Source organism: Bradyrhizobium sp. AZCC 1678 (assembly GCF_036924765.1).
In the GTDB taxonomy this organism is placed as follows: domain Bacteria; phylum Pseudomonadota; class Alphaproteobacteria; order Rhizobiales; family Xanthobacteraceae; genus Bradyrhizobium; species Bradyrhizobium algeriense.
Genome location: NZ_JAZHSE010000001.1, coordinates 6,898,478 through 6,910,716 on the forward strand (window position 1 = coordinate 6,898,478; position 12,239 = coordinate 6,910,716).

The window sequence follows — 12,239 nt, forward strand, 5'->3', positions numbered from 1 at the left end:
ATCACTCCCGCAACATATAGGCATCGACCGGGCTGCCTGCCGCAAAGCCTTCGGAGCCGCCTGATACCACGAGCCAGGCTTCGGCACGCGCGATCGCGTCGAGCGACAATTCGCCCACCGCCAGCGTGGCCCACATATCCTGCTTCCGCTCCAGCAACACGATCTCGGCGATGCCGACGCTGGATGCAATCTTGCGCGACAGCGGCAAATTGACTGTTTTGCGCTGGCGCCGGCCCGCGAGGCGATCGAGCACGGGAAGCGCCAGCGTCCACCATGCCGCGAGGGCCTGATCCGGTGCGCCCGGCAGCACCACGACGGGCGTCTTGCCGAGGCGCCCGACGGCCGAGGTGCGGCCGGGTTGCAGGGCAATGCCATGGCTAAGAATTTTGCCGCGCGCGGCCAATGCGGTCACCGCCGCATCGGTGCGGCCGACGCCGGAGCCGCCGACGATCAGGAGCAGATCGGACGCGCCGTCATCGAGTGCCGCCGCAATCGATCCGGCATCGCGGCCCGCAGCGGTGAAGGAGACGGTTTCGGCACCTGTCGCTTGCGCGCTCTCTGCGATCAGATTCGCCGCCACGCCGCCACCGGGGACATTGACGATGCGCAGGCGCGGACGGCGGACGTTCAATCGCTCTATTCCGGCAGCGCGTGCCAGCAGGAGATCGCGCGGCAGCACGCGCCGCCCGGCCTCCACGACGAGACTACCGGCCGCAACATCGCCGCCGGCCCGGCGCACGCCCTGCCCCGGAATCGCTTCCGCCAGCACCTGCGGCATCGGCCCGGACAAATCGACGGAATCGGAATCGAGCACGCAGTCGCAGGCCTCCGGGATGGCCTCGCCGGCCTCGACCCAGACCGGCGGCGCCGATAACGGCAACGGCGAATAGGAAGATGCGCCGACGAGATCGCGCGCGCGGAAGGTGTAACCGTCGACGGCGGCGATGTCGCGTGACGGACGGGCCTCGAGCGGCGGCATTTCGGCGGCAATGCAGCGCAGTGCTTCCTTGAGCGATAATTCCACCGGCGCGACCGGTTCCACGCCCTGCAGCAAGGCGTCGAGCGCCGCATCGAGCGGCGTAAGTGAGTTCGGGAGGCGCTGGGGCGAGGTCATGGTCCGGCTATGCCCTGAATCGGGCCGGAAATAAACAGAACCGGGGGCAGCCTATCGTCGGGACCCCTCCACGGAACCACGTTGACGCCGCCCGAAAATAGTTGCAAATGAGACCAATTGGCGGATCAAACCGCCTGCCAAAACCAGCGGCCAACGCGCCGATTCCAGGGAGGAGAAGACAGGATGTTCGCCAGGAACCTATCCAGGCTGGGAATACTTGCGGCCGCGCTGCTGGCGTCGACCGCCGCGCTCGCGCAAGTTTCAGACGATGTGGTCAAGATCGGCGTCCTCACCGACATGAACGGGCCGGCGGCGACGCCGACCGGCCAGGGCTCGGTCACATCAGCGCAAATGGCGATCGACGATTTCGGCGGCAAGGTGCTGGGCAAGCCGATCAGCATCATCGTCGGCGACCACCAGCTCAAGCCGGATATCGGCGGCGCGATTGCGCGGCGCTGGTATGACGTCGATCAGGTCGACCTGATCGTCGACGTTCCGGTCTCCGCGGTCGGCCTTGCGGTGCAGAACATTGCCAATGACAAGAAGAAGCTGTTCATCACGCATTCGACCCTGGCCGCGGATTTCCACGGCAAATTCTGTACGCCCTACGCGATGCAGTGGGTGATCGACACCCGTTCGCTCGCCGCAGGCACCGCGCAGGCGGTGGTGAAGCGCGGCGGCGATAGCTGGTTCTTCATCACCGACGACTATGCGTTCGGCCACTCGCTGGAACGCGACGCTTCCAGCGTCGTCGCCGCCAATGGCGGCAAGGTGCTGGGTTCAGTGCGGCCGCCACTCGCAACGCCCGACCTGTCGTCCTTCGTGCTGCAGGCGCAGGCCTCAAAAGCCAAGATCATCGGCATCGCCGCCGGTCCGCCGAACAACATGAACGAAATCAAGACCGCCGCCGAGTTCGGTGTATTGAAGGGCGGCCAGCAGATGGCGGCATTGCTCGCGCTGATCACCGACATCCATTCGCTGGGATTGCCGGCAGCCCAGGGCCTGTTGCTGACGACCTCGTTCTACTGGGACATGGACGACAAGACGCGTGAATGGTCAAAACGCTATTTCGCCAAGATGAACCGAATGCCGACGATGTGGCAGGCCGGCGTCTATTCCTCGGTTATGCACTATCTCAACGCCATCAAGGAGGCCGGCACCGACGAGCCGCTGAAAGTGGCGGCGAAGATGCGCGAAAAGCCGGTCGAGGATTTCTTCTCCCGCAACGGCAAACTGCGCGAGGACAATCTGATGGTGCATGACCTGTGGCTGGTGCAGGTCAAGAAGCCGGAGGAATCGAAATATCCGTGGGACTATTATCAGATCCTCGCCAAGATCCCCGGCGATGAGGCGTTCGGTCCGCCCGATCCGGCGTGCGCGATGGCGAAGAAGTAGTCGAGCGAATGGCGAGTAGTGAGTGGCGAATGGTCGGCAGCGAGTTCTTCCATTCGCTACTCGCCATTCGCTATTCGCCCTATTTCACCACGCCCACCTCGCGGAAATATTTCATCACGCCGGGGTGGATCAGCGCCGCATTCGGCGCGGCCGCGACCGTGTTCGCGGCCGTGGTCTCGCAGGCCTGCGGCAGCTTCTTGCAGAGCGCAGCCTCAGCCCTGTGCAGCGTGCGCGCCAGCCGGTAGGCGATGTCGTCAGGCAGGCTTTCGCGCGCGAGCACAAAACTCCATGAGCCGACGGAATCGATCGCAGTTGGCTGGTTCGGATAGCTGTCGGCCGGCACCGTCAGCGGTTTCAGGAACGTATGCTTGGCGCGGATGCGCGCGATTTCGGAAGCGTCGGGCGCGATGAACCGTGCGCCGCCGGGCGCTTGCGCCATCGCGGCAAAGCCCGGCCAGCCGATGCCCGCGCCCCACAGCGCAGCGGCGCGACCGTCCTGCACCATGGCGGGGCCGTCGCCGGCGCGGTCGAGATAGATCGATTTGAAATCCTCGTCCTGCTTCAGCCCAATACCGTCGAGCATGTAGCGCGACAGGATCGGCAGGCCGGAGCCCTTGGCGCCGAAGGCAACCGGCTGGCCGACCAGATCCCTGATCGTCTTGTAGGGACTGTCCGCCCGCACCACGAACATGCCGGGGCTGGAATACATCGCGGTCAGGATTTTCAGCTTTGTCGCCGCCCGCCCGATGCCCATGAAGGCTTCGTAGGACGGCTCGCCGGCCACCAGCGCGATGTCGAGCTGGTCGGATTCCAGCATTGGAATATTCTCGTAGGAACCCTTGGTGTTGCGCGGCTCGATCGACAACGTAGGATCGGCTGCATTCAGGATTTCCGCGAATGCATTGCCATAAACCGGGAAGCCGCCGCCCGGCGTCGCGGTCCCCAGGCTGATTGTGGTCTTGGTAATGGCCCTACCTCCCTCCTGCGCCGCAGCGGCGCCGGCGAACAGGAGCAGGCCGGCCCAGACGATCCCAGCGAGTTTCATTTCTAGCCTCAAGCGTTCGGTGACGAATGATGCAACGGAGGTTGTAGGCAAGCGCGGGGCCCGATGAAAGCCTGTTCTTGGCTGCCAACCCGGCATTGCCGTATCGCTGTCATGCCTGTAAACGATGGCGGCACCGTTGCCGGCCGCCCCCGCGGCCGTTCGCGGCGGGGCCTGTAGCTCAATGGTTAGAGCCGGCCGCTCATAACGGTCTGGTTGCAGGTTCGAGTCCTGCCGGGCCCACCACGCTTCGCCCTTCGGGCTACGCGTGGCGCAGCCAAGCGGGGCCGAAGGGGCGAAGCGTGGTGTCCGGCGTAGCTTGAGCAAAGCGAAAGCGAAGACGGACTGGAGCGGCGAAGGGCGGGCCGCGCTCCCGACCAAAAATATCGAAAACAACCCCATGCAAAGTAGCCGGTGGTCGCTGCATGGTTTGAGCGATCCCTCGAAAACATTTTGACACGTCGGGCAAATCACCGGCACTATTCCATCATCGCGCAATTTGCAGAACCGCCCATGGCGTTGCCTCGGCGCGATTACAGGCCAAAATTCCGACATTGAAGTTGTACCGGCTCGCTATAGCGAATGATCGCCTGCGGGTTGCCAAACCGCAGGTGCTTGCTTGACGGCCGATATGCCGGCTATTCCGATAGACCGTTTGCAGGCTACCCTGCGGCTGATGAATGAGGCGCTCCCGACGGCGATGGTCAGCGGGTATGAGAAGCACATCCCGATGGACATAACGGCCTGGTTGCAGGTTCGAGTCCTGCCGGGTCCACCAATCAAATCAGTGGTTTGCTGAGGCTGGTTTCGCAACCATCGCACAACGCGGTCTCTTACGCGGGGAAGACCAGGAAGCCTTCCCGGGCGAGATACGGGCGCTATCTAAGTTTTTTGACGGGCCTTCTGCGTAATAACCACGCGTTCTACTGCGTAGTAACCTGGTATGTGTCCTCGATCGCCCGCGCTGCGGCGCGCCAACTGGCCGATAGGCAGAGCAGCTATTCAATTCATTGGAGCACGCGCCTATGCCCAAGAATCCATTTACCGATGTCTGGCAGTTCCTGACCGCGACTACCGGCGACTATCTTCAGCTCGGAAACTGGCGCTTTCTGATCCTGGCGCTGTTCTGGGCACTGCTGCTCGCCGGCATTGCAGTGGCCTTCCAGAATTGGCGGGAGGATTCGGCGCAACGTAGCGGGCGACATCTTGGAATCTGGCTGGCCCGGGTCCTGATCGGCTGCATGTGGTTCGAGGGCATGTTGTGGAAACTCCCGCTGCCCGTGTCCGGCGGCCTGCAATACTGGACCGAGCAGGAAACCACCCGCGCGGCGTTCGAGTTTCACGGCACCTTCGTGAAGGATATCGTGTTGCCCAACATGAATTTCTTTGGGCCAATTGCTTTTCTTGCCGAGCTTGCGTTCGCCACTTCGATGATCCTCGGGCTTGCGGTACGGTTCGTGGGCGTGCTGGCCCTCGCCTATACGCTGCAACTCTGGCTCGGCATTTATCGGCCGGGCGATCCGGCCGAGTGGCCGTGGTCGTACATGTTCCTGGCCATGCTGATGTTCCTGTTTGTGCTCGAGGGCGCCGGCCGCAGTCTCGGCCTTGATGCCTGGTTGCGCCGCAAAGTGCCCGCCGTGCGCGATGGGAAGGGACTTGTTGGCTGGTTCTTCAACATCGCCGGTTAGTCGGCGTCGTTCTACGTGGGGAGACGAGCATGATAGCACTGGCCCGCGCGGTGACGCTTCTTGTGGGCCTAGGCGCAAGTTGCGGACACGCCGCTGACATCGGCTATCTTGCTCCGCCGGGTGTCCCTGCAAAGGAGTTTCCCGCGCCTCAGCGCCCGGTTGCGCAGATCGTCAGCCCAGGCCGTGCCTCCGAGGAGCACCGCGATTCCCTGAATGAGGCCGGTGAGGTCGCCCGCCTTCTCGAACTGAAGCCAGGCATGACCGTCGGCGACATTGGTGCAGGCAGCGGCTACCACACGGTGCGTCTCTCCCGTCTCGTCGGTCCCACCGGCTCCGTCATCGCCCAGGACGTCACGCGAAGTTACCTCATCGCGCTCGCCAAGCGAACGCAACGCCTGAGGCTGACAAATGTCACATTCGCGCTGGGCAAACCACACGACCCGCGCCTTCCCGCTTCCTCGCTCGACGCTGCCATCCTCGTGCACATGTATCACGAAATAGCTCAGCCCTACGCCTTCCTCTACAATCTGGCGCCCGCCTTGAGGTCGGGCGCGCGGGTCGGAATTGTCGACCTCGAGCGTCCGACGTCGGAGCATGGCACGCCAATCGAGCTGTTGCGTTGCGAACTGACCGCCATTGGCTATCGCGAGGTCGCCACACATCAGCTCGCAGGCGACGGCGGATACCTGGCGGTGTTTTCGCCACCGGAGCCAGGGAATCGAAAAGCCCCCCGGGACATCGTTGCTTGTCGGGGTGCCGGCACTCGCTGATCTAGCCGCGCCTCTCTCCCGGACCCCTTTGGTGTCGCAGCTCAATCGCGAGGCGAACAAATGTCGTCGAAATCGACCAAGCCGCCTTGATGCCGGCAATGAGATTGCCGGAGACCTTCGATACCCCACCGATCCGGCGCCGCTGCCCCACGGCGATCTCGAGTGCCGGCAAGCGGGCGGCTGCAACCCGCATCAGCATTTCCAGGTTCCAGCCATATGTCTCCTCCTTCATACCGAGATGTCTGAGCTCATCCCGCCGGATGGCGCGAAACGGCGACAGGTCGGTGAAGCCTGCGCCATAGACGAGGCGCAGGAGCAGCCTGGCGACATGGGCCGCGAGGAGCTGCTGCGGCGACAGGCTGCCGGATTCGCGTGAACCGCGAACGCGCGAGCCGACAACGAAGACGGCCTGCCCAGTTACGATCGGCGATACCAGATCAGAGATGCGCTCTGCAGGATCACTGCCGTCGCCGTCGAGAAAGACCAGAATGTCGGCGTCACCGCGCGCAGCGGCGATGCCTGCCTGGATGGCGCGACCGTAGCCCCGTCGCGGCTCGACAATCACGCGAGCTCCGGCGGCCCGTGCCCGCTCGGCCGTGCGGTCCCGCGAACCGCCATCGACAACGACGACCTCACTCACGTTCTGTGCCAGCGCTGCAGCTACGACCTGGCCGATTGCCGTTTCCTCGTCGAGGCATGGAATGATCGCCGAAACGACCGGCGGTTGGCAAAACACGGGCCGCTTCCCGCCGATCCCGTGGGTCACCTCGTTCATAGGCTCCAGCGCAGGCCGCAATTGGCGCAGCTCTTAGGCGGCTTGTCCGATAGAAGGGCCGCACGAAACTCCCGATACGCGGACCCGTTCCAGATGTCGTGTAAGGACTGCTGACCTGCATGGCCAAGCGTGTAGTTCTCGTAGCCATGTTGCGAAAATGGCGCGATGCAGCATGGCAAGGCGCGGCCATTGGCCGTGAAATACATCAACGACCACGGCCGTCGGCAGAGCGACCACGGCGAACCATCACCACTGCCCTTCAGGCTTAGTCCCGGCTCGCTCGCCGCGCCCGACGCGCTGAAGGTCACGCCGAGGGAATGCGCCAGATCCTCCGCCTCTTTCAAGTAGGCCGCTTCTGCCTGCGTCAGGCGCTCGAACAGGGCCTGATCCGGTTGCGCCATGCCAATGGCGGATTCAGTGAAGAACACGAGCCGTTGCAGATAAACCTCTTTGACACCGATCTCCGCCGCAACTTTCACAAATGCAGGCAGTTGCTCGACAGTCTCTTTCAGACCGGTGAGCCAAACGGAAACTTGCGGCCTTGCGTACCCCTCCCGCTCCTGTAGCTCGCGAAATGCACGAACATTGCGGACGATCCGACCGAAATAGTCCCTGCCACGAATCGCCTTGAAGCTCTCGCGATTTGACGCGTCGAGCGATACACGCAGCTCATCAAGCCCGGCGTCGATCAGCGCACGGCCGTTGCGCTCACTGAGGACCGTTCCATTGGTGTTGAACAGGACGTAAACGCCGCGCTCTTTCAGGTATTTGACCATTCGCGGCAGGTTCTGGACCAGCATCGGCTCGCCAACGCCGTGCAGAACCACGCGCGCCAGACCGGGAAGCTGGTCGACGATCGACGTGAACAAACCCCAGCTCATGTCTGCCGGCGGCTCGAGCTCCTCGTAGGTGCGAGGACAGGTGGTGCACAGCAGATTGCAGCGGTTGGTCACTTCCAGATAAGCGCAGACCGGCGGACGGTGGGCGACCTCGGTGCGCTCGCCCGTGACCGTCTCGTGATAGCGGCGCGGATCGAACGCCGCGCGAGTGCCCTGCACTTCGCCGAAAACGTTCATTGCGATGCCCCCGAAACTGCAGTTCGCTGCATGCGGGCTCTCCACGCCGTAAAGGCGCAAGCCAGGAAAAGACCTCCGAACAGAATTGATTTGCTCACAATTCGCGGAATGTAGAAATCCCAGTCGAGCTGTTCGGACAGCAACAGCGCTCCGATCGAAACGGCCCACGTAGGCGCGGATCCACACAGGGCGACAAACGGCATTATAACTAGAAAATGCCAGGGATAGTTGGGCGACAACAACAGGAGCGTGAGAAGTAACAGCATGTTGATGTCGGCAAGACGGGATGCGATGCTGTGATGAGCGCTGCGGGCCACGGAGAGCCCTGTGAACCAAAGAACCAGCGCGGCCAGTGCGACGTAGGCGGCAACATCACCTTCATGATAGCCAAACACAAGGCGCCAAAGTGACAACAGCCAGAGATCGTTGCCGCCACTGATGCCCTGTTCTGCCAGATAGCCTTTGGTGAGGAATCCGAAAACTCCCGAGCCGACCGACAGATAGGGAAGATAACAAAGCGCGACGGTAGCGATCACGACGAGCGGCATCTTGACGTCCCAGGGGCGCCAGATCCCGGCCAGCACCGGCGCCGCATAGGGCTTGACCAGCACTGAAAGCGTGATCACCACGGCTCCGCGGAGCGGACGGCCGGTCAGGGCAATCCACAGACCCAGCAGCATCAGTGCAACCATCAGCGCGTCGACATGGCCGTTGTTGGCAATCTCCCACACAGGCAGCGGATGCCAGAGATAGGCAACTACGCGCGTCACCGGGCGGTCCATGCGCCGCAGCAGGACCACGATCAGTATCACTGTGACGGACTCGCACCCCAGCAGCGCGAGACGCATCGTCGTCACGCTTTCGCCGATCCGCGTGACAATGAGGAAGAAGAATTGCGCCACGGCAGGATAGATGGTTACGGCCGTATCAGCGCGGTTGATGTGAGGAAAGACCATCCCGTCGCGCAGAAACGCCAGCGACTCATCGGCTGGCATGAAGCGATAAGGATTGATGCCGGCGGCCTGAACCCTGCCATCCCAGACGTAGCGATAGACGTCACTGGACAGAAGTGGATCGAACAGCAGCACATAACCTCTCAGCACGATCCCAAGTCCAACGATAAGCCATAGTGCGCGACCAGTTGGCGAACGCTCCGCCAGACTTGTCGCTACGATCGTCAGCAGACCTGCAAGGATGCTCAGCGCAATGAAGGCATTGTCGCCGGCAGCCTCGAAGGCATAAGGAGTCACCAGGGTAAGACCGCACAAGACAACTCCGATGCCGGCCAACAGGCAAAGTGGGGATATCTTGTGGTCGGAACGCACCAGTCGACCGAATTGACCGGCGATCGCTCCTGGCAAGGGCTTCATTGGCTTACCTGCGGCGCGTCCTTCAAAAAGGCCCGGCTCGCCGCGGCAAATCCGCCGCCGCGAAAGCGGATCGAATGCCCGGCCAGCTCGTCCTGCAGCCAGCGCAAGGTTTCGATATCGTCGACATCGTACCATTCCGGTAGCAGGATCGTAGCAAGCCCGATTTCGGCAGCGCGCTCGCGCGTCCTGCGAGCTACGGTTTCAGTTCCCCATGCGATCTGCGTAAACAGGTGCTTGTGCGGATGCTTCAAGCCGATGAGATAGTAGCCACCGTCGCTTGCTGGCCCAAGCACCATCCGATCTCCGGACTCGCGCATGGCTTCAATAGCCTGTACCAGCAAATGGATTGGCAGCGTCGGGCTGTCGCCATTGACGAGCAGGACACAGTCGTGTCCGGCGTCCAGGAACGCGCGCGTCGCGCCCAACAACACATGCCCCAAATCGTCGCCAGCCTGTAGCAACAGTCCGAACCCTGCCGGAAGCAGTTGCCGCATGACGTCTTCGGTGCCCGCCGGCGCGTAGACGCCGTAGCCGCGCCTGCCGAGTGCCTCAGGGACCGCCTCGATTGCCGCGGCCACGTCGCGCAGAAAGCAGGCGGACAGCTCGGAAGCGGCAACGTCGCCAATGACCGTCGCAAGTCGCGTCTTTGAGCGGCCGGGCAGCGGCGCCTTGCATACAATCCCGATCGCCGCGACGCTCATGGCAGCCGTGACCGCAGGCGATCAGCGGCGATCGCGATCAACTGCAGCGCGTCATGGCTGCCGTCTGCTTCGCCCTTTTCAAAATCCCCGTCGACGCGCCCCATTTGATTTGTCACATGTGCAAAGCACAGCACGGGCTTTTGCCTGATTTGTGCGAACGCATAGAGCGCGGCTGCTTCCATTTCGACTGCCATCAGATTCCTTTTGACCATGGCGTCGATCGCCGGCTGGGTCTCGCGGAACGGCGCGTCGGTTGTCCAGGTCGCGCCTGTGAGCACCGGCACGGGAAATCCACCGAATGCGCCGTTGAGCGCCGCGATCAATCCGGCATCCGCATCCGAATAGTCGGACGGCGCCATGTAGTGATAGCTGGTGCCTTCGTCGCGCAGCGCGCGTTCGATGATGATGAAATAAGGCGGCGGGCGCATCGGCACGATCTGCCCCGAGGACGTGACGCTGATCAGGAGCTTGCAGCCTGATGCGAACAATTCCTCGGCGATCAGCACCGCGTACGAGGCGCCGACGGCGCAGCCGACAATTCCGAACTCAATCCCGTCGCGACTGAAGCTGTAGAGCTGCGTGTGATAGCAGGCCCATCCCGCTTCAAGCCGGGCCTCGCCACGGGCGAGCAGGCTGCGCACGATGTCGCCGTCCGGATCGAGGATGCAGATGTTCGGGATGCCGGCGTCCGTAATCCGCTTTTGCCTGCGCGCTTCGCGCAGCAGATTTTCCGGCGTGAAGGCGGACGGCTGCGCATAGTGCTTTTGCGCGAGGATGGGCGGGACCCCGCCCTCATTGACTGCCATCACCAGACAAGCCTCGTCACCCGGTTGCCGGTCATTGGTAGCGTTCTCTCCGACAACGGGCAAGCTCTCCGCAACAGCGGGCAAGCGCCGCCAAGGTTTCGGCGACGTCAAAAAAAAGATTTCAGGTGGTGTAACAAGATGGCCCTGAAGAACGTAATAACCGCGGCCCGTACTCGCTGCCGGCATGGCAAGGGCTTGCCATGCCCTAAGCCAGTCGTGTTGATCCGATGGTGCGCGTGGCGTAGCATTGGTCGCAAAGGTAGCGGATGCGATATTTTCGAACTTTGGTACGCAACACCTAAGCGTCGAGGGTCGCCATGAATCACGAGACCGCAGTTTCGAATGCCAAAGAAATCGCCGATCGCATTCTCGCACCGGCGGCCAGGCAAAACGACAAGGAAGCTCGATTTTCGTCCGAGGCAATCGCGGCGCTCGGTTCGGCCGGATTGCTGGGGGTCATGCTTCCCGCCGAGGTCGGCGGCTCGGCCCTGGGACCGCGGACGTTCGCTGCCGTCGTTGCGGCGCTCGCAGAAGCGGACGCGTCCGCCGCGATGGTTTATTTGATGCACATGAGCGCTACCGCAACGATTGCGGCGGCCCGTCCGGGTGCCACGGTTGCGCAGACGCTAAAGGATATTTCAGCCGGAAAACATCTAACTACCCTGGCATTCAGCGAAGCCGGATCGCGTAGCCACTTCTGGGCGCCCGTTTCGCGAGCGAAGCGCAACGCCGCCAACGTGCACCTCACGGCCAAGAAATCATGGGTGACGAGCGCCGGTCACGCACAAAGCTACGTCGTCTCGGCGCTCGCGCCTGAAGGCAAGAGCCCAACGGATTCGACCATTTATCTTGTCGCCAGTGACACGGCCGGACTGTCGGTCGCCGGCCCGTGGGATGGTCTCGGGATGCGCGCCAACGCTTCCGCGCCGATGATCCTCGATGATTGCAAGATTGAAGCCGATCTCCAACTCACGGACGACGGCGCCGGGTTCAAGGCGATGCTGGAGGTCGTGCTTCCGCTATTCAACCTCGGAACATCGGCGGTCGCGCTTGGTCTTTGCCGGGCTGCGGTGTCGGGGACGGCAGCACATCTCAACGGCGCTCGCTTCGAGCATTTGGGCCAGACGCTCGGCGAGAGCCTGCCGACGCTTCGCGCACAGCTTGCAACGATGCAGATCGACACCGATGGGCTTGCAGCGCGCATCGACGATCTCGTTGATCACCTTGAGCGCCCCCGAGACACCACTATGCTGCGCGTGCTGGAGAGCAAGGCGGCGGCGGGTGATGTTGCCATCGCCGTCACGTCGGCGGCGATGCGGGCGTGCGGAGGCGCTGCGTTTTCCAAGCATCTGGCCATCGAGCGATTGTTCCGCGACGCACATGCAGGCGCCGTCATGGCGCCGACGGGCGATGTGCTGCGCGAGTTCATCGGCAAAGCCGTTTTGGGAATACCGCTGTTCTAGTGGTCCGATCCTAACATTCGCATTCCATTCGGAACCACG

11 protein-coding genes and 1 tRNA gene are annotated in these 12,239 nt (G+C 62.7%); 5 read left to right on the forward strand and 7 right to left on the reverse strand.

All coding sequences use genetic code 11. The features are described from left to right. Position 1: 1 nt before the first annotated feature. The gene (locus V1294_RS33075; protein WP_334503115.1) at positions 2–1,114 is read right to left on the reverse strand and encodes a molybdopterin-binding protein; all 1,113 of its coding nucleotides are present in this window, start codon (positions 1,112–1,114) and stop codon (positions 2–4) included. Positions 1,115–1,297: 183 nt separating this feature from the next. Here V1294_RS33075 and V1294_RS33080 point away from each other — a divergent pair, with 183 nt between their 5' ends. After that, on the forward strand, positions 1,298–2,509 hold the full coding sequence (locus V1294_RS33080) for an ABC transporter substrate-binding protein (protein WP_334503117.1): 1,212 nt from the start codon (positions 1,298–1,300) through the stop codon (positions 2,507–2,509). A gap of 79 nt (positions 2,510–2,588) precedes the next feature. Here the strand turns inward: V1294_RS33080 and V1294_RS33085 are convergent, their stop codons facing one another. Continuing rightward, on the reverse strand, positions 2,589–3,554 hold the full coding sequence (locus V1294_RS33085; protein ID WP_334484754.1) for a TAXI family TRAP transporter solute-binding subunit: 966 nt from the start codon (positions 3,552–3,554) through the stop codon (positions 2,589–2,591). 167 nt (positions 3,555–3,721) lie between these two features. On the opposite strand from V1294_RS33085, the gene V1294_RS33090 reads away from it, so the two are divergent. The 3 genes from V1294_RS33090 to V1294_RS33100 all read left to right on the forward strand — a co-directional run bounded on the left by V1294_RS33090 (position 3,722) and on the right by V1294_RS33100 (position 6,009). Beyond that, positions 3,722–3,797 (forward strand) — tRNA-Ile (locus V1294_RS33090). A gap of 779 nt (positions 3,798–4,576) precedes the next feature. Further along, positions 4,577–5,239 (forward strand): DoxX family protein, encoded by a 663-nt coding sequence (locus tag V1294_RS33095; protein ID WP_334503119.1) that lies wholly within the window; start codon positions 4,577–4,579, stop codon positions 5,237–5,239. 29 nt (positions 5,240–5,268) lie between these two features. Beyond that, complete coding sequence (locus tag V1294_RS33100; protein ID WP_334503120.1) at positions 5,269–6,009, forward strand: class I SAM-dependent methyltransferase; 741 nt, start codon at positions 5,269–5,271, stop codon at positions 6,007–6,009. A gap of 1 nt (position 6,010) precedes the next feature. On the opposite strand, the gene V1294_RS33105 is transcribed toward V1294_RS33100, so the two are convergent. Genes V1294_RS33105 through V1294_RS33125 form a run of 5 tightly spaced genes read right to left on the reverse strand, consistent with a single transcriptional unit; the run spans position 6,011 to position 10,737 of the window. Then, the gene (locus V1294_RS33105; RefSeq protein ID WP_334503122.1) at positions 6,011–6,745 is read right to left on the reverse strand and encodes a glycosyltransferase family 2 protein; all 735 of its coding nucleotides are present in this window, start codon (positions 6,743–6,745) and stop codon (positions 6,011–6,013) included. Between the two features lie 35 nt (positions 6,746–6,780). Then, a complete protein-coding gene (locus tag V1294_RS33110; protein ID WP_334503125.1) occupies positions 6,781–7,860 on the reverse strand; it encodes a radical SAM protein in 1,080 nt (359 codons plus the stop codon). After that, on the reverse strand, positions 7,857–9,230 hold the full coding sequence (locus V1294_RS33115) for a hypothetical protein (protein WP_334503127.1): 1,374 nt from the start codon (positions 9,228–9,230) through the stop codon (positions 7,857–7,859). The genes V1294_RS33110 and V1294_RS33115 overlap by 4 nt, the downstream gene beginning before the upstream one ends. Next, entirely contained in the window at positions 9,227–9,931 is a 705-nt protein-coding gene (locus V1294_RS33120; protein ID WP_334484766.1) for a TIGR04282 family arsenosugar biosynthesis glycosyltransferase, read from the reverse strand. The genes V1294_RS33115 and V1294_RS33120 overlap by 4 nt, the downstream gene beginning before the upstream one ends. Beyond that, on the reverse strand, positions 9,928–10,737 hold the full coding sequence (locus V1294_RS33125; RefSeq protein ID WP_334489933.1) for a nucleoside phosphorylase: 810 nt from the start codon (positions 10,735–10,737) through the stop codon (positions 9,928–9,930). The genes V1294_RS33120 and V1294_RS33125 overlap by 4 nt, the downstream gene beginning before the upstream one ends. 317 nt (positions 10,738–11,054) lie before the next feature. On the opposite strand from V1294_RS33125, the gene V1294_RS33130 reads away from it, so the two are divergent. Further along, positions 11,055–12,200, forward strand: coding sequence for an acyl-CoA dehydrogenase family protein (locus V1294_RS33130; RefSeq protein ID WP_334503129.1), 1,146 nt, complete (start codon positions 11,055–11,057; stop codon positions 12,198–12,200). Positions 12,201–12,239 lie beyond the last annotated feature (39 nt).